26 protein-coding genes are annotated in these 23,273 nt (G+C 67.8%); 13 read left to right on the forward strand and 13 right to left on the reverse strand.

The genetic code is table 11. From position 1 onward, the window contains the following. The first annotated feature begins 1 nt into the window (after nt 1). Nucleotides 2-529 carry a GNAT family N-acetyltransferase gene (locus AC069H_RS01115; RefSeq protein WP_478224074.1) on the forward strand — a complete coding sequence of 176 codons (528 nt, stop codon included), beginning with the start codon at nt 2-4 and terminating at the stop codon, nt 527-529. Here AC069H_RS01115 and AC069H_RS01120 read toward each other — a convergent pair. The 3 genes from AC069H_RS01120 to AC069H_RS01130 form a co-directional block, all read right to left on the reverse strand. Beyond that, on the reverse strand, nt 526-864 hold the full coding sequence (locus AC069H_RS01120) for an MmcQ/YjbR family DNA-binding protein (RefSeq protein WP_340686142.1): 339 nt from the start codon (nt 862-864) through the stop codon (nt 526-528). The two genes, AC069H_RS01115 and AC069H_RS01120, sit on opposite strands and share 4 nt — an antisense overlap. A 109-nt stretch (nt 865-973) precedes the next feature. Next, a complete protein-coding gene (locus tag AC069H_RS01125; RefSeq protein WP_478230975.1) occupies nt 974-2,659 on the reverse strand; it encodes a bifunctional metallophosphatase/5'-nucleotidase in 1,686 nt (561 codons plus the stop codon). 83 nt (nt 2,660-2,742) lie between these two features. Continuing rightward, entirely contained in the window at nt 2,743-3,219 is a 477-nt protein-coding gene (locus AC069H_RS01130; protein ID WP_478224070.1) for a GNAT family N-acetyltransferase, read from the reverse strand. Between the two features lie 150 nt (nt 3,220-3,369). Here AC069H_RS01130 and AC069H_RS01135 point away from each other — a divergent pair, with 150 nt between their 5' ends. After that, nucleotides 3,370-4,017, forward strand: a complete 648-nt coding sequence (locus AC069H_RS01135) for a VanZ family protein (protein WP_478230976.1) — start codon at nt 3,370-3,372, stop codon at nt 4,015-4,017. Here the strand turns inward: AC069H_RS01135 and AC069H_RS01140 are convergent. Then, the gene (locus AC069H_RS01140) at nt 3,958-4,134 is read right to left on the reverse strand and encodes a hypothetical protein (RefSeq protein ID WP_340686138.1); all 177 of its coding nucleotides are present in this window, start codon (nt 4,132-4,134) and stop codon (nt 3,958-3,960) included. The two genes, AC069H_RS01135 and AC069H_RS01140, sit on opposite strands and share 60 nt — an antisense overlap. Nucleotides 4,135-4,287: 153 nt before the next feature. Continuing rightward, the gene (locus AC069H_RS01145) at nt 4,288-4,485 is read right to left on the reverse strand and encodes a hypothetical protein (protein WP_478230977.1); all 198 of its coding nucleotides are present in this window, start codon (nt 4,483-4,485) and stop codon (nt 4,288-4,290) included. A 28-nt stretch (nt 4,486-4,513) separates the two neighbouring features. Here AC069H_RS01145 and mug point away from each other — a divergent pair, with 28 nt between their 5' ends. The 6 genes from mug to AC069H_RS01175 all read left to right on the forward strand — a co-directional run bounded on the left by mug (nt 4,514) and on the right by AC069H_RS01175 (nt 9,641). After that, complete coding sequence (gene mug, locus AC069H_RS01150; protein ID WP_478230978.1) at nt 4,514-5,065, forward strand: G/U mismatch-specific DNA glycosylase; 552 nt, start codon at nt 4,514-4,516, stop codon at nt 5,063-5,065. A gap of 283 nt (nt 5,066-5,348) precedes the next feature. Next, nucleotides 5,349-6,149 carry a response regulator transcription factor gene (locus AC069H_RS01155; RefSeq protein ID WP_478224455.1) on the forward strand — a complete coding sequence of 267 codons (801 nt, stop codon included), beginning with the start codon at nt 5,349-5,351 and terminating at the stop codon, nt 6,147-6,149. A gap of 140 nt (nt 6,150-6,289) precedes the next feature. Then, nucleotides 6,290-8,134 (forward strand): acyl-CoA dehydrogenase, encoded by a 1,845-nt coding sequence (locus tag AC069H_RS01160; protein WP_478230979.1) that lies wholly within the window; start codon nt 6,290-6,292, stop codon nt 8,132-8,134. A 125-nt stretch (nt 8,135-8,259) separates the two neighbouring features. Then, nucleotides 8,260-8,535 (forward strand): GlsB/YeaQ/YmgE family stress response membrane protein, encoded by a 276-nt coding sequence (locus AC069H_RS01165; protein WP_478230980.1) that lies wholly within the window; start codon nt 8,260-8,262, stop codon nt 8,533-8,535. Nucleotides 8,536-8,606: 71 nt separating this feature from the next. Then, nucleotides 8,607-8,903 (forward strand): GlsB/YeaQ/YmgE family stress response membrane protein, encoded by a 297-nt coding sequence (locus AC069H_RS01170; protein WP_037307283.1) that lies wholly within the window; start codon nt 8,607-8,609, stop codon nt 8,901-8,903. A gap of 21 nt (nt 8,904-8,924) precedes the next feature. Next, on the forward strand, nt 8,925-9,641 hold the full coding sequence (locus AC069H_RS01175; protein WP_478230981.1) for a leucine-rich repeat domain-containing protein: 717 nt from the start codon (nt 8,925-8,927) through the stop codon (nt 9,639-9,641). A gap of 106 nt (nt 9,642-9,747) precedes the next feature. Here the strand turns inward: AC069H_RS01175 and AC069H_RS01180 are convergent, their stop codons facing one another. Genes AC069H_RS01180 through AC069H_RS01190 form a run of 3 tightly spaced genes read right to left on the reverse strand, consistent with a single transcriptional unit; the run spans nt 9,748 to nt 13,776 of the window. After that, a complete protein-coding gene (locus AC069H_RS01180) occupies nt 9,748-11,586 on the reverse strand; it encodes a VanW family protein (RefSeq protein WP_478230982.1) in 1,839 nt (612 codons plus the stop codon). A 20-nt stretch (nt 11,587-11,606) separates the two neighbouring features. Further along, a complete protein-coding gene (locus tag AC069H_RS01185; RefSeq protein ID WP_007032412.1) occupies nt 11,607-11,900 on the reverse strand; it encodes a GroES family chaperonin in 294 nt (97 codons plus the stop codon). Between the two features lie 40 nt (nt 11,901-11,940). Then, nucleotides 11,941-13,776, reverse strand: a complete 1,836-nt coding sequence (locus tag AC069H_RS01190; protein WP_478224061.1) for an NHL domain-containing thioredoxin family protein — start codon at nt 13,774-13,776, stop codon at nt 11,941-11,943. Between the two features lie 152 nt (nt 13,777-13,928). Between AC069H_RS01190 and AC069H_RS01195 the strand changes: the two genes are divergently transcribed. After that, a complete protein-coding gene (locus tag AC069H_RS01195) occupies nt 13,929-14,498 on the forward strand; it encodes a hypothetical protein (RefSeq protein ID WP_478224060.1) in 570 nt (189 codons plus the stop codon). On the opposite strand, the gene AC069H_RS01200 is transcribed toward AC069H_RS01195, so the two are convergent. Next, nucleotides 14,465-14,962: an SRPBCC family protein gene (locus tag AC069H_RS01200; protein ID WP_478224059.1), complete on the reverse strand. Its 498-nt coding sequence runs from the start codon at nt 14,960-14,962 to the stop codon at nt 14,465-14,467. The two genes, AC069H_RS01195 and AC069H_RS01200, sit on opposite strands and share 34 nt — an antisense overlap. 35 nt (nt 14,963-14,997) lie before the next feature. Beyond that, nucleotides 14,998-17,343, reverse strand: coding sequence for an oxidoreductase (locus AC069H_RS01205; protein WP_478224057.1), 2,346 nt, complete (start codon nt 17,341-17,343; stop codon nt 14,998-15,000). Nucleotides 17,344-17,748: 405 nt separating this feature from the next. Here AC069H_RS01205 and AC069H_RS01210 point away from each other — a divergent pair, with 405 nt between their 5' ends. The 4 genes from AC069H_RS01210 to AC069H_RS01225 are packed head-to-tail and all read left to right on the forward strand — an operon-like array spanning nt 17,749 to nt 20,818. After that, the gene (locus AC069H_RS01210) at nt 17,749-18,255 is read left to right on the forward strand and encodes a PE domain-containing protein (protein ID WP_478230983.1); all 507 of its coding nucleotides are present in this window, start codon (nt 17,749-17,751) and stop codon (nt 18,253-18,255) included. Next, entirely contained in the window at nt 18,255-18,860 is a 606-nt protein-coding gene (locus tag AC069H_RS01215) for a DUF3558 domain-containing protein (RefSeq protein ID WP_478230984.1), read from the forward strand. The genes AC069H_RS01210 and AC069H_RS01215 overlap by 1 nt, the downstream gene beginning before the upstream one ends. A 3-nt stretch (nt 18,861-18,863) precedes the next feature. Beyond that, a complete protein-coding gene (locus tag AC069H_RS01220) occupies nt 18,864-20,072 on the forward strand; it encodes a hypothetical protein (protein ID WP_478230985.1) in 1,209 nt (402 codons plus the stop codon). Nucleotides 20,073-20,074: 2 nt separating this feature from the next. Beyond that, nucleotides 20,075-20,818, forward strand: a complete 744-nt coding sequence (locus AC069H_RS01225; protein WP_478224048.1) for an ESX secretion-associated protein EspG — start codon at nt 20,075-20,077, stop codon at nt 20,816-20,818. Here AC069H_RS01225 and AC069H_RS01230 read toward each other — a convergent pair. The 3 genes from AC069H_RS01230 to AC069H_RS01240 all read right to left on the reverse strand — a co-directional run bounded on the left by AC069H_RS01230 (nt 20,815) and on the right by AC069H_RS01240 (nt 23,256). After that, the gene (locus tag AC069H_RS01230) at nt 20,815-21,570 is read right to left on the reverse strand and encodes an amino acid ABC transporter ATP-binding protein (RefSeq protein ID WP_340686123.1); all 756 of its coding nucleotides are present in this window, start codon (nt 21,568-21,570) and stop codon (nt 20,815-20,817) included. The two genes, AC069H_RS01225 and AC069H_RS01230, sit on opposite strands and share 4 nt — an antisense overlap. Beyond that, the gene (locus tag AC069H_RS01235; protein WP_125679484.1) at nt 21,567-22,370 is read right to left on the reverse strand and encodes an amino acid ABC transporter permease; all 804 of its coding nucleotides are present in this window, start codon (nt 22,368-22,370) and stop codon (nt 21,567-21,569) included. Before AC069H_RS01235 ends, AC069H_RS01230 begins: the two co-directional genes overlap by 4 nt. Before the next feature lie 76 nt (nt 22,371-22,446). Beyond that, nucleotides 22,447-23,256: a basic amino acid ABC transporter substrate-binding protein gene (locus AC069H_RS01240; protein ID WP_478224046.1), complete on the reverse strand. Its 810-nt coding sequence runs from the start codon at nt 23,254-23,256 to the stop codon at nt 22,447-22,449. Between the last annotated feature and the right edge of the window lie 17 nt (nt 23,257-23,273).

A 23,273-nucleotide genomic window follows, 5' to 3' on the forward strand; every position in this document is an offset into this window, starting at 1 on the left:
GATGCTGACCGGTGAACTGATCCGCTTGCGCCCGCTGGAACCCGAGGACGCGGACACGCTGTGGCGCTGGCACAACGACCCGGAGGTCACGCGCTGGCTGACCGCGGACCACCCGGAATCCCTCGCCCAGATCCGCGAGCGCTTCGCCCACCGGAAGCCCAACAGCTTCAGCCAGGTGAACTTCGCGATCGAGAGCCTGGCCGTCGGCACGTTGATCGGCACCTGCACCCTGCGCGACGCCACGCCGGAAGGAGGCCGCGCGGAACTCGACATCTACCTCGGCGAGAAGGACCACTGGGGCGGCGGCTACGGCACCGATGCCATGCGCACGCTCTGCCGCTACGGCTTCGACATGATGCGGCTGCACATGATCGCGCTGTGGGTCGTGGTCGACAACGAGGCCGCGATCCACGTCTACAAGAAGCTCGGATTCCAGGTGGACGGCAGGCATCGGCAGTCGTTCCGCGGCCAGAACGGCCAGTGGCACGACGAGTACCTCATGAGCCTGCTCGAAGGGGAACTCCGCTAGTCGTTCAGTCCTTTCGTGAGCCTGGCGGGCGCCTTCATCCGCCAGGCCTCCTCGATGAGTTCGCGCAGCTGCGTCTTCTCGACCTTCTCCAGGTCGACGAGGATCGCGCCGTAGCCGTCGTAATGCGGCGTGGTGAAGTACGCGGGGTCGCCGGAGGCCAGCAGGGCCTCCTTCTCCGCGTGCTCGCACAGCAGCATCAGCCCGCCCTCGGCCTCGGTGCGCAGCCGGGCGAAGCTCTTGCCCGCGACCTTGAGCGACGGCGTGCGGTACGACGTGGACTCCTCGACCTCAGGCAGCCTGCCCGCCAGTTCCACGACTTCTTCCCAGGTCGTCATGGCGGCCATTGTGCCCTGGGTCACTGACAAAACCACCCCGTAGACGCCATGAAAGGTCCCTTCCTCGCAAATTTCGCAAGGAAGGGACCTTTCATGGCACTCGCGAGGGCTACGGCAGGACGGTGATCCGGTCCGCGGCGGGCGGAGCGATACCCGGGTGCGCACCGAAGTACGCGATCAGCGCGTCCAGGTCCACTGGACCACCCGACAGGTTGGTCCCCTTCGTGAACTCGGTGAAGCCGTCCCCGCCGGCGGCGAGGAAGTTGTTCACCGAAACGCGGTACGACGCCGCCGGGTCGATCGGCGTGCCGTCGAGCGTCAGGTTCGAGACGCGTGACCCCTGTGCCGCCGACGCCGAGTACGAGTACTTCAGTGACTTCGAGATCTGCAGGATCCGCACGACCCCGTTGGCCTGCCACTGCTGTTCGAGCACGTTCTTCAAGTCCGCCCCGGTGAGCGTGATCGTCTGCATGACGTTCGCGAACGGCTGCACGGCGAACGCCTCGCCGTAGGTCACGACACCGTCGCCTTCGCCGGCGGGTGACGACGCGTAGGTGAAGTCCGTACGGATTCCGCCCGGGTTCGTCATGGCGATCTGCGCGCCGTTCGACTTCGTGGCTTCGAGCTGGGCGTCCGCGATGACGTCGCCGAGCGGCGATTCGCCGGAGGCGGCGCCCTTGGCGCTCAGGTCCGCGGTGATGGTGCCGACGGCCTTGTTCGCGATCGGCGCGGCCTTGGTCTTCGCCTCGTCGATCAGCTTCAGCACGTCGGCGTCCGGCGTGACGTCGCGGGTGACGATCTGGTTGTGCGCCTTGGTTTCACCACGGACGACGTCGAGGGTGCGGCGGTCGATCTTCAGGTCGACGACCGACAGCAGACGGCCGAACGACGCGCCCTGGATCACCGGGCGCGGGTTGCCCGCGGGGTCGTCGATCACGCAGTTGTACTGCTGGTGGCTGTGCCCGGTGAAGACGGCGTCCACTGTGGACGTCACCCGTCGCGCGATCTCGGTCGCCGCGCCCGGTTTGACCTTGCATTCGTCCGGACCGGCGGTCTCGGAGTTGTCGCCCTGGTGCAGCAGCACGACCTGTGCCTTGACCCCGACCAGGTCGAGCAGCTTGGCGGTGCGGTCGATGGCTTGGACCTCTTCGCCGAACTTCAGGCCCTTGATCGCCTCCGGGGTGACGACCTGCGGCAGATCCTTCAGCGTCGCGCCGATGACGCCGATCGGGACGCCGCCGGAGAACTCGATGCTGAACGGCAGCAACACCGGGAAGCCGTTCTCGTAGTACACATTGGACCCGAGGAAGGGGAAGTTCGCGCCCTTGAAGGACTCGCGGAACTGGCAACCGTCGGTCGGGTGGCAGCCGCCGTGCTGCATCCGGCGGAGTTCCTCGAGACCCTCGTCGAATTCGTGGTTGCCCACCACGGAAGCTTCGACACCGAGCTGGTTCAGCAGTTCGACAGTCGGCTCGTCGTGGAACAGCGCCGAGATCACCGGCGACGCGCCGATGCTGTCACCTGCCGAAAGGACGACCGAGTTGCGCGCTTCGCCGCGAAGCTTCTTCAGGTGCGTCGCGAGGTAGGCGGCGCCGCCCGCGTTGACGGTCGTGCCGTCGGGGAGCGTGACACGGCCGCTCGAACCGGACGGCGGTTCGAGGTTGCCGTGCAGGTCGTTGAAGGTGATCAGCCGGACGTCGGTGGTCGCCGACGTGGCGGACGCGGGCGCGGCGATGGCGGCCAGCGCGGTCAGCGCGGCGACGGCGACCACGGCCAGCCGGGCAGAGAGTTTCATGCTTCCTCCGATTCGCACGGCGGAGGAGTCTGCCTTGCGGATTTGACCTTCACCAGGGCAGAAAGCAGGACGATAGGCAAACGTCACACGGCGACAGGCAGATAAAGACGTTCGCGCCGCCGGGTGACGTCGTTCGGCATCGGCTCCAGTTCCCCCGTCGCGATGAATCCCAGCCGCAGGTACAGCCGCCGCGCGTGGTCGTTGTCCTCCGCGACGTGCAGCCACACCTCGCGCGCACCGCCTTCCTCGGCGGCCGACCGCACTTCACCCATCAGCTTGGTGCCCACCCCCCGGCGACGGGCTTCGGGCGCGACCCACATCGAGTAGAGGATCCAGCCGTCGTCCCGCGCCCGACCGGCGACGAGACCCACCGGACGCCCGTCGTCGAAGGCGGCGAACCAGACGTCCCCGGTCAGTTTCGCGAGCCACTCCTCGTCGGATTGCGCGCGTTCGGCCGCGGCGATCGAACCGTAGTTCTCGGGCGTGTCCGTCAGGGCACGCAGGCGGACCTCACGGAAGACGTCGAGGTCCGCGGGGATGAGCCGTCGAACGAGCACCATCCGGGCAGAATCCCACGTCCACCGGCGGATCAGGGAACGAATATCGCCGATCGGCCAAGATCGGGGTCGGCCACTCGGCCGATCCGGCACCGGCAGCGGCGGCCCTTCGACCGAAGTGGCCGCACCCGCATGATCCATAACGTCGTGGTCATGACGAACGCACAGGTCACCGCCCTGCAGTACGGCTTGATCGGCTTCTTCGCGCTCTGGGCGACGGTACTGATCCCGCAGCTGATCGTCCTGCACGCGCGGTACGGCCGGGTGCGGCTTCGTCCCGTCCTGACCATGGCCGCCGTGCTGCTCTACACCACCATGACCCTGGCGGTGACCTTCCTGCCGCTGCCCGGCCCCGGCGTCAAACGGCTGAGTCAGACCGTGCAGCCGCACCCGTTCCAGTGGGTCACCGACATCCACACCGAACTGCTCAAGCACGGGCTGCCGATGGCCGACTGGTTCACCACCCAGACCTTCCAGCAGGCCACCATGAACGTGCTGCTGTTCGTCCCGCTCGGCTTCTTCGCCAGGACGCTCTGGAAGCGCGGCCTCATCGGCACGACGCTGATCGGGCTCGCCGCGTCGCTGCTGATCGAGATCACGCAGCTGACCGCGAACTTCGGCACCGCGCCCTACGTCTACCGGATCTTCGACGTCGACGACCTGCTCAACAACACCGGTGGCGCGATGCTCGGCTGGATCGCCGGGGCACTGCTGCTCAGCCTCGTGCGGAAGCCCGTTCCCTCAACGATCGAGCTGCAGCCGCTGCGTGGCGAGCGGGTCGACCTCGCCCAGGTCCGCTAGCCTCGCCTGCCGTCGTTGGGCCGCGCGCCGCGCGGCCCGCCGGTCTTCCGCGATCACCAGCACGGTGGCCACCACGAAGATCAACGCGACCAGGCCGAGGATGAGCGAGAGCTGCAAAACGCCTCCTCGAAGACGACCTTGTGTGCGAGATCACAAACAGTACGCATATCGTGGTGACTTGACCACCCCTTGAGACGAATGCGGGCGTCCCAGGTCACGCCGAGGTCGCCGAGAACCAGGTCCGGTCGCCGGTACACCAGCGCTCGAAGGTCAGGTCTGCCCTGGCCAGGGCGGTAGCCGGCGTCTCCGAGTCCAGCCAGCCTCGACCTCGCCGAGCCTGTCACGGACGGACTCGAACCACTCCCGCGGATGCCACTCGACGCGCACCCCGGCCACCGGGCGCGACATGCGCGCGACCACCGGATGTCCGGGATCACAGCCGTCGGCCGTGAACGCCCCCTGCTCCATACCCGCCAGCGTGCCGGAAACTGGCGGGGTGAGGACCAAGCCGACCAAGGACGAGCTTGCCGCCGCCTACGGCAAGACCATCGACGACGTCATCGCGCCCGATCTGGACGTGCTGTTCTGCGGGATCAACCCGGGCCTCTACTCGGGCGCGCTCGGCCTGCACTTCGCCAGGCCGGGGAACCGGTTCTGGCCCGCCTTGTACCGCGGCGGCTTCACCCCGCGCCTGCTCGACCCCAGCGAGCAGCACGAGCTGCTCGGCCTCGGCCTGGGCATCACGAACGTTGTCGCGCGGACGACGGCGCGGGCCGACGAGCTGACCCCGGACGAATTCCGTGAAGGCGGGCGCCTCCTCGCGGCGAGGGTCGCCGAATACCGGCCACGCTGGCTCGCCGTGGTCGGGATCACGGCCTTCCGGACGGCGTTCGGACTGCCGAAGGCGACGATCGGCCCGCAGGACGGCGAGATCGGCGGGGCACGGGTCTGGGTCCTTCCCAATCCCAGCGGGCTGAACGCGCATTGGACGCCCGCGGCACTCGGAGACGAATTCGGCCGCCTTCGCACCGAAGTCCACTCTGAGTAGCGAACATGTCAAGTTCCGCCCTCAGCGGGCTCATTTGAGCAAGAGATCCACAACCAGCTGATACGCAGAGTTTGCCGCGACGGGGCGATACATCTATGAGGGGGATATCGCGTCACGTGCTCCGACCTACTGACTCGTAATAGTTACGAGGTGTCATCTCTGTCCGGTCCCGCAGGGGGGACCGGTTGACGAGGGTGACCACGCCGGGGGGCGGTGGTCACCGAATGGGCTTTCGAGTCCTCTCGTCCGGAGATGGCGGGGCAGGAAAACGGAGGGGTCCGTGATGCGAACCATCGAGCCGAACCGAACACAGGCCGGCAGGCCTGGCGGACTGTCACCAGGCGGTCGCGGACTCGGCGTGGCCGCCGTCGATCCGATCCCGATCTTCTGCGAGGGCCTGAGCTCGCTGGTCCACCGCACACCGGGCCTGCAGTGGCTCGGGCACGCGACCAGCCATCACGCGGCGCTCCAACTGTGCGAACAGCTCAAACCGGACGTCATCGTGCTGGATTCGGCGCTCGACCCGAACTGCCACCTGTCCCGCCTGCTCAGCGGCGGCGACCCGGCCCTGGTCATCATCACGATGATCAGAGACACCAACCGCACCCAGCAGTACCTCGCCGCGGCGATCGCGGCGGGCGTGCACGCGATCGTGCCGCGGGCGACCGACGGGCGGCACCTGACCGAGGCGATCCGGCGCGCGCACAGCGACCGCCGCTACATCGACCCGACGCTGGCGGCGCTGACCGCGCGGCCGAAACGCCAGCCCGTGCTCCCGAAGCCGGGCGACGCCCCCAAACCGGCGACCGCGCGCGGCCTGATGCCGCTGTCCCGCCGCGAGTACCAGGTCCTGCAACTGGTGGCGGAAGGGCTGGAGAACTCCGGGATCGCGAAGATCCTGTTCCTGTCCGTGGAAACCGTGCGGACGCACGTCAAGAGCATCCTGCGCAAGCTTTCGGCCCGCGACCGGACACACGCGGTGACGATCGCGTTCCGCTCCGGCATCCTGGTCACGAACCCGGACGACGCGCACACGCCGGTCGAGCCGCCCACGACCACTTCGATCGCGCCGTCCTCCCGCTGAGCCCCCCCCGTATTGCTGATTTACACATCACAACAGTGGCCATTCACTTGCCGCCGGTTACCCACAGGTAATATCCTGAAGTTACCGGCGAGTAGGGGACGTGTGCCCGGCCGGGGAGCCGAACACATTGGAGTGACGAAATGGGCCACTACAAGAGCAACGTCCGAGACCTGGAGTTCAACCTCTTCGAGGTACTCGGCGTGCAGGACCGCCTCGGCAAGGGCGTCCTCGCGGAATCCGACGAGGAGACCGCCCGCGGCGTGCTGACCGAGCTGAACAAGCTCGCTTCCGGTCCCCTCGCCGACTCGTACGCCGACGCGGACCGCAACCCGCCGGTGTACGACCCGAAGACCTTCTCGGTGAAGATCCCCGAGTCGTTCAAGAAGAGCTACCAGGCGCTGATGGACGGCGAATGGTGGCGGCTGGGCCTGCCGAACGAGCTGGGCGGCTTCGGCCTGCCCCCCACCGTGCAGTGGGCCGCGGCCGAGCTGATCCTCGGCGCCAACGCGCCGCTGTTCATGTACATGGCGGGCCCGAACTTCGCCGGCATCGTCGACAAGAACGGCACCGACGAGCAGAAGCGCTGGGCGCAGATCATGATCGACCGCGGCTGGGGCGCCACCATGGTGCTCACCGAGCCCGACGCCGGTTCCGACGTCGGCGCCGGCCGCGCCAAGGCCGTCAAGCAGGAGGACGGCTCCTGGCACATCGACGGCGTGAAGCGGTTCATCACCTCGGCCGAGAACGACATGGTCGAGAACATCATGCACCTGGTGCTGGCCCGTCCCGAGGGCCCCGGCATCGAGACCAGGCCCGGCACCAAGGGCCTTTCGCTCTTCCTCGTGCCGAAGTTCCACTTCGACGGCGAGACCGGTGAGCTGGGCGAGCGCAACGGCGCCTTCGTCACCAACGTCGAGCACAAGATGGGCATCAAGGCCTCCACTACCTGCGAGCTGACCTTCGGCCAGCACGGCACGCCCGCCAAGGGTTGGCTGCTCGGCGAGGTGCACGACGGCATCGCGCAGATGTTCCAGGTCATCGAGTACGCCCGCATGATGGTCGGCACGAAGGCCATCGCGACGCTGTCGACCGGTTACCTCAACGCGCTCGAGTACGCCAAGGAGCGCGTCCAGGGCGCCGACCTGCCGAACATGCTGAACAAGGCGGCGCCGCGCGTCACCATCACCCACCACCCGGACGTCCGCCGCTCGCTGATGCTGCAGAAGGCGTACGCCGAGGGCCTGCGCGCGGTGTACCTCTACACCGCGACCTTCCAGGACCAGGTGTGGACCGGCGAGGGCGACGAGGCCTCGCAGAAGGTCGCGCACGGCGTCAACGACCTGCTGCTGCCGATCGTCAAGGGCGTCGGTTCCGAGCGCGCGACCGAGCAGCTCGTGCAGTCGCTGCAGACCCTCGGCGGGTCGGGCTTTCTGCAGGACTACCCGATCGAGCAGTACATCCGTGACGCGAAGATCGACTCGCTGTACGAAGGCACCACGGCCATCCAGTCGCTGGACTTCTTCTTCCGCAAGATCGTCCGCGACAAGGGCGCTTCGCTGGCCTACGTCGCCGGGGAGATCACGAAGACCATCGAGTCGGAGATCGGCAACGGGCGGCTCAAGAACGAGCGCTCCCTGCTCAAGCAGGCGCTCGAAGACACCCAGGGCATGCTCGGCTCGCTGATCGGCTACCTGACCTCGTCGCAGGAAGACCCGCAGAACATCAACAAGGTCGGCCAGCACACGGTCCGCCTGCTGATGTCGGTCGGCGACCTGCTCATCGGCTGGCAGCTCATCAAGCACGCCGAGGTCGCCATCGGCAAGCTCGACGCGGGCGCGTCCGCGAAGGACGTCCCGTTCTACGAGGGCAAACTCGCCGTGGCGTCGTTCTTCGCGAAGAACGTGCTGCCGGAGCTGACGTCGCGCCGCGCGATCGTCGAGGCCGCGGACAACAGCCTCATGGAGATCCCCGAAGCCGCGTTCTAAACGGTTTAGTGACGAAGAGCCCTCTCCGGTCCGGAGGGGGCTCTTCGTGGTTTCGAGGCGGTTTTCCGGGGGCATTTCCGTGCTGAGTCCGCCCGCGGGCGGAGACCTCGGCAAAGGAGTCTTCAATGACAGTCACCGGCATCATCACGGCGATCGTGGTCGGTTTGATCCTCGGGGTGCTCGGCAGGTTCTTCGCCCCCGGCAAGCAGTCCATCCCGATCTGGCTCACCATCATCGTCGGTATCGTCGCCGCCTTCATCGGTACGGCGATCGCCCGTGGACTCGGCTACGCGGACACGAAGGGCTTCGACTGGCTCGAACTCATCACCCAGATCGTCATCGCCGGTGTCGGGGTGACCCTGGCCGCGAACCTCTACGGACGCCGCGGTGTCACCCGGTAAGGGGTCTTGAGGCGCGATGAGCCCGAATCGGTGTCACCGTGGGCTCATCGATCTCCAGCGAAGGAGGAACCATGTTGGGTGGCCTTTGGGGCATCATCACCACGATCGTGGTCGGGCTGATCCTCGGTGTCATCGGCCGGATGCTGGCGTCCGGCGATCAGAAGATCCCGATGTGGCTGACGATCGTGGTCGGCATCATCGCCGCTTTCATCGGCAACTGGCTGGCCGGTGTGTTCGGTGTCCGTGACACCCCGGGCATCGACTGGATCCGGCACGCCTTCCAGGTCGGCGCGGCCGTCGTCGGCGTCATCGCCGCGGCCGCCATCTACGCGAAGGTCAAGGGCGGCGGGCACCGCGCCGTGACCTGACCGGGGCTACGGTCGGCCCCTGTGACCACTCGACTCGATCTCAGTGGCCAGGGGCTGACCTCCCTGCGCGACCTCCCTCTCCCTGCCTCGCTGGAGTACCTGGACCTGTACGACAACCGGCTGACGTCCGTTCCCGACGAGCTGTGGTCCCTGTCCGGGCTCCGTGTGCTGAATCTGGCCGCCAACCGGCTGACCACCGTCTCGCCCTCGATCGGCGCCCTGCGGAACCTGCACACCCTGGATCTGGGGCACAACGAGCTTTCGACCCTGCCGGACGAACTCGGCGAGCTGTCCGGGCTGACGGAATACCTTTACGTGAGCGACAACCGGCTCACCGAGTTCCCCGCCGCGCTCTGCTCGCTCGGACGGCTGAAATACCTGGGCTGCACGGACAATCGCATCTCCACACTTCCGGAAGACCTCTCCGGGCTGGCCTCGTTGCGCGAATTCCGCTTGTACGGCAACGGGTTGACCGAACTACCGGAATCGATCGGGACGCTTTCCGCGTTACGCGAACTACACCTGCGGAAGAACCTGCTGACTTCCCTGCCGTCCTCTCTCGGGGAGCTGAACGAGCTGCGTCAGCTGGACCTGCGCGAGAACAAGCTCACTTCGCTGCCGTCGTCCATCGCCCGGCTGTCCAAATTGGACAAACTGGACCTGCGCTGGAACAAGGAGTTGCGGGAGCCGTCGTGGCTCGCGGACTTCGAGGCTCGCGGCTGCATGGTGCTGCGGTGAGCCTCAGAGCCTGATGGCGGAGCTGAAGATGTACTCCGAAAAGTGGCCGAACGCGTGAACCCGCCCTGCCGACGTCGATCGCGGACGCGGGTTCACCAACAGGAACTCAGGTGCAGATGATCGCGGCCCGCGGCGAGTAGGTCGCGTTGCGGGTCTCCCGGCGGACCTCCGTCCCGGTGACGACGTCGACGAGCACGCGGGTGTCCGAGGTGCTGAACCCGGCCGCGCCGGGATCGGGTACGCACCCGGGGCCAGAGCCCATCTGCACGGGCTGGGGGACGTAGGAGTGCCTCTCCCCGCCGACGCTCTGCACCGAAAACCGTTTGGTGCCCCAGATCCGCACGGTCACCGAACCGTTGGCGGGGATCACCTGGATCGCGATCCCGGTCGGGGCGTCGTTGACGATCTGCAGCTCGACCGGCGAGCCGTCGTTGTTGATCGCCTTCACGTCGCGCGCGACCGGATAGCGGTCGAGGTAGTGGTCGTGTTCCAGATGCCCGCCATCGGCCAGCCCCGCCAGGTACGCGGCGTTGTAGAGCGTCGTCGCGAGCTGGGAGACACCGCCGCCGACCACGACCGGCCCGGTGCCGTCTTCGTTCACCGGAGCGGGGACGTAACCCGCGTCCGCCGTCCTCGCTCCGGACCGCGCGCCGAGGCTGAACGTCTCGTTCGGCTTCACGATGGCGCCCGAGACCCTGCTCGCCAGTGCCTGCACGTTCGTCATCGCCGGCCCGCTCAGGCCCGACGTGGTGAATTCGCCGATGATCTCGTTGATGCCGAGGACGTTCGCCGCGTCGGTGCTGACGGCCGGGCTGCTGGCGTCGTAGACCGCCTTCAGCTCCCGCTCTTCGCTCTTCGCGAGCACCGAGGTCAGCGTCGAGAACGTGTGGTCCCAGTTGATCTTCCGCGCGTCCTTCGACGGCTGCACCGCCGGCCTGTCGCCGACGAAGACGATCTGCGCGTCCGCCCCGTCGGTCTCGGTCTCCTTGAGCTGAGGCTGCGCGGCGGCGCGCAGTTTGCCCTGGTCGATGCGGACTTCGAGGTTGCCGTCGTCGCGCGCGGCGAACTGGAAGGACTCCGCGATCGTGGCGGGTTTCAGTGTCGCGTCCTTGCCCTCGCCGCGGATGACGAGCGGTTTCGCGACCGCGGGGACGACGATCTTGACGAGCGCGGCGTGCACACCGGGCGAAGTCGCCTTAACGGGCGCGACGTTCACCTTCAGCTCGACACCTTCGTCGCCCAGCCAGCGGTCGATGACCGCGGTGACCGCCTCCTTGACGTCGGCGAGCGTCTGCCCTTTCCGCGGCTCGACCGCGGTGGCGACGACGCCGCCGTCGCTGCCCGCGACGGGCTGGAACGTGATGTTCCCTTCGACCGGCGGGCGGTTCAGCTGCGCGGCGGCGAGGTCCGAGACGGCCTTTTCGAGCTTCGGCGCGTCGGTCCAGGTGACGACACCGACCTCGCGGCTGCTGAAGAACGACATCAGCCGCGTGTACGGGCTCAGCGGCTGATGACCGGCGCGCCCCAGCGTCTGCGGCCAGTCCAGGCCGAGACCGGACGACGTCGGGTACAGCACCGTCCGGACGTCGCCGGCCCGCACCCGCACCGGCTCGATCAGCCTGGGCTCCAGCTCACGGCGGAGCTTCGACTCCGCCTCCTTGTGCGTGAGGCCGCCGACGTCGATCCCCGCGACCGTGACGCCGCGCGGGACGTCCCCGGCGCTGACGATCAGATCGACCGCGTACGCGACCACGAACAGGCCCATGAGCACCCCGGTGACCATGAGGGCCTTGCCGAGTCCCCGGCGGAACTTCGACGCGGGCGTGGGCGGCGGATGCACCACCCTGTCACCCTCGAAGAGCTCGTCCACCAGGCCCTGGTCGGAGTCCGGGAGGAGATCGTCGGTGAACAGGCCGGCACCCGGCTCGTCACGGTCTTCGCGCACCGCCCCTCCCGTGGCTCGAGTTACAGGTACAACCCCGTGCCGTGTTCGGTCCGTTCGGTCGCCACGGCGTGGATGTCGCGTTCCCGCATCACCAGGTGCCCCTCACCCTGGATCTCGACCTCGTGCTGGTCATCCGGGTTGAACAGCACGCGGTCGCCGGTCTTGACGTTCCGCACACTGTTGCCCACGCCCAGTACATCACCCCACGCGAGCCGCCGCGCGACCTGCGCGGTGGCGGGGATGACGATGCCGCCGGAACTTCGGCGCTCCCCGTCCTCGGGGGACAGCTTCACGAGCACCCTGTCCTGCAGCATCTGAATCTCGAGTTTCGGCCGATCTGACACGAGTACGACTCTACTTACCCGGATCGCCCGCCATGACCAGGCTCAGCACGCTTTCTCCGCCCTTTTCGAACCGCACCGGGACGCCCCAGTCCTGCCGGGTGATGCGGCACGCGGGGTGCTCGCCTCCGTCGTCACAGCTGGCGGCCTGCGCGACGACCTGAAGGACCCCGCCGGTGACGCCCTCGGCGAAGCGGAGCTTGCGAAACAGGTCCGTGCCCACCCCGGCGCCGTCGGCGAGCAGTTCCGGCGGCGACGCGCTGATCTCCAGCCGCGTCGACGGGCCGAACCGGTCGTCGAGCTTCTCACCCGGTGGCGGGGTGAAGACGACGGAGAACTCCAGCTCACCCGGTGCCAGCACGGTCGGCGGACGGCGGACCGCGTGCGCGTCCCCGGCCACCGCCTGCTCACCGAGCGGCACCGGACCGACGCGGCTTCCCGCCGACTCGACGACCAGAAGTTCGCCGTCGTGCACGAGCAGTCCGGACGGCTCCGCGAGACCGGTCGCGAGCGTGGTCACCCGGCGGGTGAGCGGGTCGTAGCGGCGGATGGCGCCGTTGTAGGTGTCGGCGATCGCGATGGTGTCGCCGGGCAGCACGGCGAGGCCGAGCGGATGTTGCAGGAGCGCCTTGTCCGCGGGCCCGTCGACGTGCCCGAAGGAGAACAGGTCGACGCCGACCGCCGTGTGCACGGTGAACGTCTCGCCCTCGGGCTGGATCCAGCGCAGCGCCGACGTCTCCGCGTCCGCGAGCCACAGCTTCCGTCCGTCGGGCGTGAGACCGGACGTCTGCGCGAAGAACGCTTCGTGGACGTCACCGTCACGCAGGCCTTCGACGGTCGTGCCGGCGAAGCGGCGGATGGTGCCCGAGACGGGCTCGAACACGCTCAGCGTGTGGTTGCCCGCCATGGCGACCACGACACCGCCCGCGGGTCCCCACCAGGCGACGTCCCAGGGGCTGGTCAGGTCGATGTCGAGCGCCTTGCCGGTGTCGACGCCGTCGCGCCACTGACGGCCGGTGCCGGCGACAGTGGAGACCTCACCGGTGATCAGGTCGATACCGCGCAGCCGGTGACCGGCCGTGTCGGCGACGACGGCGTGGTACCCCGCGCGCTCGGCGACCTCGTACGGCAACAGGGTGATCCCGGACGGCTCGGTGAAGCTCGCCAGGTCGAACGGCCCGTCCTGCGCGCCGCGCTCTCCGCTGCCGAAGCGGCGGATGATCGTCTCGCCGTCGGACGCGAACTCGACGATGGAGTGATTGCCGGTGTCGGCGACCAGGATGCGGCCTTCGGCGGTGGTGACGGCCTTGCTCGGGAAGCGCAGCTCGGTGCGCTTCTCCTCGGCCGGGACGTACGGGCTGCCGCCGCGGCGCAGCGTGCCCTTGGCCTCGTGGGTGGCGACGAGGTCGGCGATCACCCGGCGCAGCGCCTCGGCGTGCCCTTCACCGGCGGCGACGTGGACGACGTAACCCTCGGGGTCGACGACGACCAGCGTCGGCCACGCCTTGACCGCGTACTGCGACCAGGTGGCCATCTTCGGGTCGTTGAGCACCGGGTGGTGCACTTCGTAGCGCCGCACGGCGGCCTCGATCGCGGCCGCCTCGCCCTCGTGCAGGAACTTGGGCGAATGCACGCCGATGGTCACCAGGACGTCGGCGAACTCGGCCTCCAGCGGGCGCAGCTCGTCCAGCACGTGCAGGCAGTTGACGCAGCCACTGGTCCAGAAGTCCAGCAGGACGACGCGGCCGCGCAGCCCGGCGAGCGTGATCCGCTCACCGCCGGTGTTGAGCCACCCGTCGCCGTCGAGCTCGGGCGCCCGGACGCGGGACTGCGTTCGTGGGGAAGTCACGACATGAGTGAACTACACGCGCGGCCGTGCTGTTCCGAGGTCCAGGCGTTGAGAGGGCGAGCTCACCCCGGGGGAGGAGCCCCATGTGGGTGACGAGGGAGTGGTGTTAAAAGAGAAGGCGCCTTCGCGTTGGGCAATTTAGGCTCGAACACATGTCCACTGTTGAGCACGCCTTCACCATCGAGGAGGCACACGACCTCCAGGCGAGCTTGGCCGAACCCGTGCGTCCCGGGTTGAGCGAGGCCGAGCTCGACGACGTCGAAGCCCGCTTCGGCTTCCGGTTCGCCGCCGACCACCGCACCTTCCTCTCGGCCGGGGTGCCGATCGGCGACCGCTGGCCCGACTGGCGCTGCGGCAACCCCGACCAGCTGCGAAAACGCCTGGACTGGCCGGTCGACGGGGTGTTGTACGACGTCGAACACAACGGCTTCTGGCTGCCGGACTGGGGCATGCGCCCGCATCACCTCGCCGACGCGCTTTCGCGGGCCCGCTCACATCTGGCGCTCGCCCCGCAGCTGGTTCCCGTCTGCGGGCACCGGTATCTGCCGGGAATCGCCGGGAGCACGGGATATCCGGTGCTGTCGGTGTATCAGACCGACATCGTCTACTACGGCTACGACCTGCGGGGGTACCTGCGGCACGATTTCTGTGGCGAGCCCTTGGGCCCGCCGCCGTCCGGCGGGCCGCGTCAGGTCGAGTTCTGGTCGCGGTTCGTGGAGTGAACGGACTCGGCGGCGGCCTTCAGCCGGGCCAGCGTCGCGGCGATGTTCGCCCGGTTGGCGTCGTCCCGCTTCCAGACCCCGGTGAACAGCGACGTCGGCCCGCGCAGCCAGCCCGGCCGCCGGTCCCACGTGCTTTCGACGGCCACGCAGCCGTCGCCCGAGGGCTCGATGTCGTACTGCCAGCGTGCGACGGGAAGACCGGCGACGGTGGTCACCTCGAACGCGAACCGCTTGCCCTGGTCGGCGTCGGTGATCGTCGAGAGAGTGCTCCAGCGGCGGAACCCCTGGCGGTTGCGGCCGCGGAACTTGGCGCCGACGGCGGGCTCCTTCGCCGCACCGACCCAGCGGTGCCCTTCGTACTCCTCGGCCATGTCCGCGAGGGCGCCCGGGTCGCTGACCAGGGCGTACACCTTCTCGGGCGGGGCGGCGATCGCGATCTTGCCGGTGGCGCTGGGCTGCGTCATCACATACCTCCGTACTGAGGGTATGTGAAATACCCTCAGTTGTCGCGGCGGAGCATCCGGCTTATGCCGGCCGCCACCGTCGTCGCCAGCACCCAGCCCGAGGCGGTGAACCCGGCCGCGACCCAGTTGTCCATGCCGTGCATGTACCAGCGCGACTTGTTGCCGAAGTCGACGATCGGGACCAGGAGGTCGATCGTGTACAGCACCGGGTTCCACTGCAGCCCGGTGTCGTCCTGGTTGACCAGGCACCGCGGCCCGCTCACCGTGAGCTTTGGGTTCGTGATGCAGTCGTCGACGCCGAGCCCGAACCACAGGCTCCCCAGTACGAGCAGCGTCAGCAGCCAGCCGAGCGCGCGCACCGGACGGAAGCCGTAGCCGACCATCGACCGCTGCAACCAGCTCCACACGTGCACGCCGGGTCCGAAGAACTTGAAGCCCTTCGCGAGTGCCTCGTACCGGAACTGCTGTTTCTTCAGCAACACCGTGGACGCGTGCTCTTCATTACCGGACGCGCGCAGCGTCGCCGCCAGCTGGTCGTAGGGCCCCGGGCGGTAACCGTCCATCGCCTTGCGCAGCAACGCGATCCGATGGTCGATCGCCCGGTCGTCGTCGAGCGCGATGTCCTCTTGCAGTGCGTCGTAACGGAAATCCTCCAGCTCGATCCCGCTCGCCGACGCCCAGAACGCCTCGTTGTCGCCCAGCGTCCCGCAATGCGCGCGCCGCAGCACGATCCGGCCGTCCGGCGGAGCGCCGGGCGTGAGCAGGAATTCGTCGGCCGAGACATCACTGCCGTCGAGCGCGATCCCGTGCTGTGGCAGGGAACCCAGTCGCGCGCCGCGGAAGTCGACGCGCCGCGCGACCTGTGCGCCGTCGAGGTTGACCCCGCCCTGCGCGACGAACGGGCGTTCCTTGTTCTCGGTGAGGATCAGGTCCCGGCCGATCCGCGCGGTGCGGACGTCCAGCGAGTAACTGGTGCGCGTGCGCGCGCCTGGCTCGGTCAGGCTCGTGCCGAAGAGATTCACGCTGCCGCCGATCTCGGCGCCCTGCAGCCGCAGGGTGCCCTGAACGGTCGCGTCGGTGAGCTGGAAGTTGCCCGCGACCTTCGCGCGTCGCGCGGAAAAGACGTCGCGGCGCGGGTGGAGGAACATCGAGTTCCACGCCAGCACGTTGCCGCCGACGGTGATGTCGGCCATGCGCAACTGCCCGGACGGCACCCGCAGGCTCGTCGCCTCCAGATCGCCGCCGATGGTGGTCCCGTCGAGGTGGATCGCGCGGTCGTAGTAGGGAATGGTCTGCCCGCGGACGACCTGGACCTCGGCGCCGGCCAGCCGCAGCGACCCGCCGATCCGGGCGTTGACCATCCGCAGCGTCCCGGTCGCCTGCATCCCGTCGCTCAGCTCGAGGTTCCCCTTGACCGTCGAGCGATCCGCGACCAGCGCCGGCCGCGGATCGATGTACGGATCGTTCGACTTCCACGCGTCGACGACGATCGGCCCGGCCTGGTTCACCGAAAGCCTTGCCTCGCGCAAAATGATGTCACTGTCCACAGTGGCGCTCGGCAGGAACATGATCCCACTGGCGGAGAAGCGTTTCCGCTGCGCGGCGGGCCCGTAGTTGTCCACCTCGCACAACAGGCTGCCGCCGATGTGGATCCCGTTCCCGTTGAGCGCGAACCCGTCCCGGTTGTTCAGCGTCGCGCCGGAGAAGTTGACGTTACCGCCGGCGCGCATCCCCGGGATGCGGACTTCTCCGTTGGCCACCAACCGATACGCCAGCAACGCGCCGACGATGTTGACCCGGTCGGCCTGGATCGCCTTGCCGCGCGGATGCGTGATCACCGTGCGGGTCAGCACGACGGAGCCCTCGATGACCGCGTCGGTCAGGTTGACCGCCGCGTTCGGCATCCCGCGCTCACGATCGTCGCCGCGCTGGACCGTGGTCTCCTCGATCTCGTGCTCGGCGTCGACGTGCACGACACTGCGGATGAGGCGGACGTCGTTGCGGGTGCGGAGGTTGCGCGCCTTGAGCCCGGGCAGCCAGCATTTGCGGAACACGAGCCCGAGCAGATGCGCCTCGCGGACGTCCGGCGGATGCTCGAACCGGCACCGCTCGAACCGGAACAGATACTTGATGTCGGCCGCGCGCAGATCGAGCGTCCCGGTGATGTACGCGTCCTCGACCTGCACGATCGGCGCGTTGGTCGCCTGGCGACGCCAGCGGAGCAGTCCCGTCGTGCCCGGCTTCATCAGCTCGGACGCCGGGACCTCGTACCGCTTGTCGGGGTTCGGATCGAACGGGTCGAGCGGCGGCAGCGACGTGTCGCCGTTCTGGTCGCCTTCCCCCGGATCACGCGGCCCGTTGTTGCGCCGAAAACCCGGCATCGTTTCGTTCCCTCCCCCGTCGTTCCTCGGGCACCAGCGAAGCCGATCACGCATGGGATTCGCAAGTGGCCCAGGGCAGTAGACCGGAAGCTGCCACGTGCCTACGACGGCAGAACGGCCGACTCGGGTGCTGGAACAGGTCTTTCGCGTCCGCGGTGGCGATCTTGACCGGTTTCGCCATCGGGGCGGCGGTTCGCTGCTCCGGTCACCCACCGGAGTCAGCGGTCGCTATGGGCAGGCGAAACCATCGATCAGGACATACCAGACCGGATAGCCGACTTTCGATGGTGATCTTTCGCGAAGGGGCTGTTCGGCGGTTTACCTGCTGCTATCGTCACCGGTTGGAGTCAGACGTGAACTACGGGTAGGTCGCGCCCCATCGCGGCCCGTGCGGGGAGGCACGAAATGACAGGACCGGGAAGCGGCCCTCAGGGAATCTACGACCAGATCACCGGGCCGGAGCTGCAAGCCCCACCGCCGAACTCGGGGTTGATCCAGGGGGCGGCTGCTGCGCCGCCACCACCTGGTCCGCCGCCGAACTACGGTGAGTTGGGCACCGGCCAGGCGAAGGCCGACTTCGCGGCGGCTTCGGCGAACGGTGGCTGGGAGTTCGATCCGGCGGCCATGGACCAGGTGATCAAGTCCCTCGAAGAGTGCATCGAGAACGACTTCAGCCGAGCTCAAGACCACGCCACCTGGCTGACACTGATTCAGCCACCAGGTAGCGAAGTCGGCAGCGAAGGCTACGCCACCGCCGCGAACGCGTCCGGCGCGCAATATCAGGCCTTCCTGCAAGGCGCACGTGCTTACACCGAGGCCTACCTCGGGACCTTGAAGCAGATCCGCACCGCTTACCAAAATCAAGACCAGGCCGCCCTCGACGCCCTCCGTCAGATTGGAAAGACCGCCTGATGCGACCCACCGCCGCCTTCCTGACCTTGGCAACACTGGCATCGGTCGCATTGCTCGGAGGTTGTAGCGACAAGAAGTCCGACACTCCGCCGGCGACCGGCGCGCCGTCCTCGACCGGGCTTCCGTCCGGCGGAGCTCCTGCAGTGACAGATCCGATCGCGAACACCTCGGCGGTCGAATCAGACCCGTGCGCAGCCATCCCCGCTGCTGAGATCGAAACCATCGCAGGGAAGGTCAAGCGGACCCGTGCCGAAGACATGACCGCTGGCAAGGCTTGCACCTGGGTCTTCGAAGTGAGCCCGACTACGATCAATGCAGGCCTTGCCACGGGCAACAAAGACGGACTAGGCGCCCTCTACGCGCAGCACGCAGCGGGAAGCCTCACGAGCTTCAAGCCGGTGGATCCCGTAGACGGATACCCCGCCGTCGTATACGCCAACGGGGGGGAGGGCAAGGGAAACTGCACACTCGCCGTCGGTGTTCGGGACGACCTCGTCTACAACGTGATCCCTCGGCTTTCCAGCGAGCACCCGTCCTATTCAGACCCCTGCGGCCTGGCAGCCAAGGTGGCCGCCGCCGCGATCAAGAACCTCAAAAGGGCATAGGCAATGACCTACAGCGGCTGGGAGATCTTCACCAAGCTCAACACCAACCCCGCGACAACCGAAACCCTCGACAGGGCCCAAGTGTCATCGCACAAGCTGATGGTCATTCACGAGGACATGAGCAAGGCGATGGAGTCCAGCCAGACGGCGCTGAGTTCCTTCTGGAAGGGCAAGGCCGCCGACAGCGGTACAGCGGGCCTCGCCCCGCTCATCGCGACCTCCAAGATCGCGGGCGAGAACATGGACCGCGCCCGTCAGTCGATGTTCGACCAGAACGCCTCTTTCCATTACACGCGCGGCAATGTCCGCCCGGTCGAGAAGGAACGCGCGGGGGACAGCGGGCCCGAGGACGTCTTGTCCATCGGGGCGAGTGACGACGAGATCGCGGCGGCGAAGTTCGACGCGGACACGAAGCACAACGTCGAGATCTACGAGCCGTACTACCAGAGCACCCAGCCGCGGCAGCAGTCGCTCGCGCCGGCGTATCCGGCCGCGCATGATCCGAACGTTTCGTCGGGGCCGATCACGCCGGATCCGATCGATCCCGGTCAGACCAAGGTCAGCGGGTTCAGTGGCGGGCCCGGCGACTCCGGGCGGCACAGTGGTCCCAGCGGGTACACCGGCGGGCCGAGTTCGTACAGCGCGCCTCCGGGGGCCGAGGGGTATCAGGCGCCGCGGCCGCCGCAGGCTCCGCAGCCGCCGAGGATTCCGCAGGTACCGCGACCGCAGCCTTCGCCGCAGCCGAACGATCGGACCGACCTTTCCTGGGCGGAGGACAAGGGGCGGGGGCGCTCCGGTGACTTCCGTCCTCCCAGCTTCGGGCCGGGTGGGCCCGGCACCGGCGGACCCGGTGGTGGCAGCGGATTCGGCCCGGGAACGGGCGGGTTCAGCGGCGGCTTCGGGCCCGGTGGCGGGTTCGGGCCGGGTGGCTCGACGGGCGGGCCGGGGAGCATGGGGCCTGGCCGCGGCGTCGGCGCCGGCATGCCCGGTGAAGGCGCGATGCGCGGCACACCGGCGGGAGGACCCGCGGCCGCGGGACGCCCCGGAGCGCCTGGCATGGGCGGCGGCGGGATGGGCGCCGGTGCCGGCAAGGGCAAGGGCGGCGAGGACGAAGAGCACCAGCGCAAGATCACGCTGCAGGAAGAGGACGGCGACTCCCTCTTCGGCGGCTACGACGGGGACAAGCCGGTTCCGCCGGTGATCGGCGCGTAATCGTGCTGCGGAAACCCGTCGAGCTCACACTCCAGACCTACGAAACCCTGCTGGACCAACACAATCTCGGCGACATCCACCCGACCCTCGTCCGCGGCGCGCAGTGGTATCTGCCCGAGGAACGCCGCGAGCTCGCGGCCACCGCAAAGTCCGAATTGGACAGACAAGGACTGCTCACCCGTGGCCGGATCGACGACGAATTCCTCGACACGCTGCGATTTCTGCAGCGGCCGGCAGTGGAGTACTACTCGTGGGTGAAGTCCGAAGGGCGTGAGCGGACCGTTCGCGCCGCGGGAAGTGGCCGGGAAGCGGTCACGGTTGTCTTGGTCGACAAAGTCGTCTATCTGACGCCGACGCGGCCGGACACACTGGCGCAGGATTTCACCGGCCTGCTCCCCGAGGCTCCCGCCGCGCGCACGCCGTCCTTGAACTGTTCGGAAGACGATCTGCAGGTCCTGATGAAGGGCGAAATGCTGACCGGCACCGGCCCGAGCATCCGTGACGCGAAGAAGATCCTCCAGTGGATCCGGTCGCCGCACACCTTCTTCGGCAGGCTTTACGTCGCCATCCGTGATGGTGGCGGCAACCGGAAACGCGTCGAAAGACCACCGGGCTGGATGGACACCGAACAGGGCCGCGTCGTGTTCGGCCCGGACGCCAAGGGCTGGGTGAGCCTCATGGGCGCCGGGCCGCACGAAATCGTCGCGAAGGTCGTCCAGCTGGAGTCGCAGCTGCGGGGACGCTAGCCCTGGTGGTTCGGATTCAGGACACGCGAGAGGAACGTCTTCGTGCGTTCCTCCTGCGGGTCCCCGATCACCTGGTCCGGCGAACCCTGCTCGACGACCACACCGCCGTCCATGAACAGCACGATGTCGGCCACCTCGCGGGCGAACTGCATCTCGTGCGTGACGACGAGCATCGTCATGCCCTCCTGCGCGAGCTGCCGCATGACCGCGAGGACGTCACCGACCAGTTCGGGGTCGAGCGCGGACGTCGGTTCGTCGAACAGCATGACGTCCGGGTTCATCGACAGCGCCCTGGCGATCGCGACGCGCTGCTGTTGCCCGCCGGAAAGCTGCGTCGGCAGCGAAGACTCCTTCTCCGCCAGCCCGACCTTCGCGAGGTTTTCCCGCGCGATGCGCTCCGCCTCGTCTTTGCCGCGCTTCAGCACCTTGCGCTGCGCGACGGTGAGGTTTTCGAGCACGCTCAGATGCGAGAAGAGGTTGAACGACTGGAAGACCATGCCGATCTTCGTGCGGGCGCCGTCGATGTCGACGTCCGGATCGGTGATCTCGCTGCCGTTGACCACGATCTTGCCCTGCTGCGGTTCCTCGAGGAGGTTGACGCACCGCAGCAGCGTCGACTTGCCCGAACCCGACGGGCCGATGATGCAGACGACCTGGCCGCGCTCGACGTGCAGGTCGATGCCCTTGAGCACTTCGAGTTCGCCGAACGCCTTGTGCAGTCCCGAAACCTCGACGATCGTCTGGGTGCTCATACCGTTCCTCCGCCGGGCACTCCGGCTCCGTATTTCTTCTCTAGCCGCTGCTGCAGGATCGACAGCGGGATGGTGATGACCAGGTAGCACAGACCGGCGACGACGATCGGGGTCAGGCCCTTGGCCTCCAGCAGCGCCTGACGGCTGAACTGCGCGAGTTCCTGCTGCGCCGGGGTGGTGCCGAGCAGGAACGCCAGCGACGAGTCCTTCGTCAGCATGATCAGCTCGTTGGCCAGCGGCGGCAGGATGATCCGGAACGCCTGCGGGATCACGACGGTGATCATCGTGCGGGCCGGCGACATGCCGAGCGAACGCGCGGCCTCGACCTGCCCGCGCGGCACCGCCTGGATACCGGCGCGGATGGTTTCCGCCATGTAGGCGGACGACACGATGCCCAGCGCCAGCATGATCGCGACGTTGCGCGGCAGGGTCGTGTCGAACGCGGTCGGCACGCCGATGCCGACCGCGAGGAAGATCAGCAGTGCGGGCAGACCGCGGAAGAACTCGATGTACCCGCGCGCGAACCAGCGGTACGGGCCGACCGAGGAAAGTCTCATCAGGGCGAGCAGCAGGCCCATCCCGAGGCCGAGCGCGAAGCCCAGCGCGGTGAAGACGATGGTGTTCTTCAGTGCGACGGTGATGACGTCCGGGAACTGCTTGGCGGCGACTTCGAGATCGAAGAACGCCTTGCCGATCCGGCTCCAGTCGGCCAGCAGCGCGAGCACGATGACGATCACCAGCAGCAGGACGTACTGCCCGGTCCGGAAGGCCGAACGTCGCTGGCGGCGGCTCAGAGCCATTTCTCTCCTCAAACAGGTGGCGACAAGCCTGTGGCCGGTGCGCTGGCACCGGCCACAGGGCGGCTTCAAACTAGTGCTAGGCGGCACCGCCCGGCTGCCAGGTCGGCGCCTTGCCGAACCACTTCTGGTAGATCTGCGCGTAGGAGCCGTCCGCCGCGGCGGCCTTGAGCACCTCGTTGATCTGGCCGAGGAGGGCGCTGTTGCCCTTCTTCACGCCGATGCCGTAGAACTCGTTCGTCTTGAACTCGGTGACGACCGTCGTGTCCGGGTTCGTCTTCGCGAAGTCGTAGAGCACGCCGTTGTCGTTGACGCCCGCGTCGACCGTGCCGTTCTTGACGGCCTGCTCCAGCAGCGCGAGGTCGTCGAAGGTGACGATCTCGGCGCCGGCGGCCTTCTCCTTGGCGTAGTCGGCGCCGGTGGTGGCCGACTGGACACCGATCTTCTTGCCCGCGACGTTGGACAGGTCCTTGATCGGCGAACCGGTCTTGACCAGCAGCGCCTGGGTCGCCTCGAAGTACGGGTCGGAGAAGTCGAACTTCTCCTTGCGCTTGTCGGTGATCGTCATGCCCGCGGCGGCGAGGTCGCACTGTCCGGTGTTCATCGCTTCGCCGGACTCGATGGTCTCGAAGGCGATGTCGACGATGCTCTGCTCGACACCCAGCTTCTTGCCGACCAGGTCGACCAGGTCGACGTCGAAACCGACGATCTTGTCACCCTGCTTGACCTGGAAGGGCTGGTAGGGCAGGTGCGTGCAGGTGGTGATCTTGCCGGACGCGACGAGCTGGACGCCGCCGGCCGCGGTTCCGCCTTCCTCGCCGCACGCGGACAGCGCACCCGCGGCCAGGGCGAGCGCCGGGATCAGGGCGAGCGCTTTGAATCGAGCCACGTCGTCACTCCTCGTAG

It is taken from the genome of Amycolatopsis sp. NPDC043887 (genome assembly GCF_056435665.1).

Bases quoted from the DNA above. Each gene is read 5' to 3' on its own strand.
- AC069H_RS01170 (WP_037307283.1), top strand. From the start codon at position 8,607: ATGTTGGGTGGCCTTTGGGGCATCATCACCACGATCGTGGTCGGGCTG.
- AC069H_RS01130 (WP_478224070.1), bottom strand. From the start codon at position 3,219: ATGGTGCTCGTTCGACGGCTCATCCCCGCGGACCTCGACGTCTTCCGT.
- AC069H_RS01135 (WP_478230976.1), top strand. From the start codon at position 3,370: ATGACGAACGCACAGGTCACCGCCCTGCAGTACGGCTTGATCGGCTTC.
- AC069H_RS01210 (WP_478230983.1), top strand. From the start codon at position 17,749: ATGACAGGACCGGGAAGCGGCCCTCAGGGAATCTACGACCAGATCACC.
- AC069H_RS01230 (WP_340686123.1), bottom strand. From the start codon at position 21,570: ATGAGCACCCAGACGATCGTCGAGGTTTCGGGACTGCACAAGGCGTTC.
- AC069H_RS01120 (WP_340686142.1), bottom strand. From the start codon at position 864: ATGACGACCTGGGAAGAAGTCGTGGAACTGGCGGGCAGGCTGCCTGAG.
- AC069H_RS01220 (WP_478230985.1), top strand. From the start codon at position 18,864: ATGACCTACAGCGGCTGGGAGATCTTCACCAAGCTCAACACCAACCCC.
- AC069H_RS01215 (WP_478230984.1), top strand. From the start codon at position 18,255: ATGCGACCCACCGCCGCCTTCCTGACCTTGGCAACACTGGCATCGGTC.
- AC069H_RS01160 (WP_478230979.1), top strand. From the start codon at position 6,290: ATGGGCCACTACAAGAGCAACGTCCGAGACCTGGAGTTCAACCTCTTC.
- AC069H_RS01185 (WP_007032412.1), bottom strand. From the start codon at position 11,900: ATGCTGCAGGACAGGGTGCTCGTGAAGCTGTCCCCCGAGGACGGGGAG.
- AC069H_RS01165 (WP_478230980.1), top strand. From the start codon at position 8,260: ATGACAGTCACCGGCATCATCACGGCGATCGTGGTCGGTTTGATCCTC.
- AC069H_RS01205 (WP_478224057.1), bottom strand. From the start codon at position 17,343: ATGCCGGGTTTTCGGCGCAACAACGGGCCGCGTGATCCGGGGGAAGGC.
- AC069H_RS01200 (WP_478224059.1), bottom strand. From the start codon at position 14,962: ATGACGCAGCCCAGCGCCACCGGCAAGATCGCGATCGCCGCCCCGCCC.
- AC069H_RS01235 (WP_125679484.1), bottom strand. From the start codon at position 22,370: ATGGCTCTGAGCCGCCGCCAGCGACGTTCGGCCTTCCGGACCGGGCAG.
- AC069H_RS01195 (WP_478224060.1), top strand. From the start codon at position 13,929: ATGTCCACTGTTGAGCACGCCTTCACCATCGAGGAGGCACACGACCTC.
- AC069H_RS01145 (WP_478230977.1), bottom strand. From the start codon at position 4,485: ATGGAGCAGGGGGCGTTCACGGCCGACGGCTGTGATCCCGGACATCCG.
- AC069H_RS01125 (WP_478230975.1), bottom strand. From the start codon at position 2,659: ATGAAACTCTCTGCCCGGCTGGCCGTGGTCGCCGTCGCCGCGCTGACC.
- AC069H_RS01155 (WP_478224455.1), top strand. From the start codon at position 5,349: ATGCGAACCATCGAGCCGAACCGAACACAGGCCGGCAGGCCTGGCGGA.
- AC069H_RS01115 (WP_478224074.1), top strand. From the start codon at position 2: ATGCTGACCGGTGAACTGATCCGCTTGCGCCCGCTGGAACCCGAGGAC.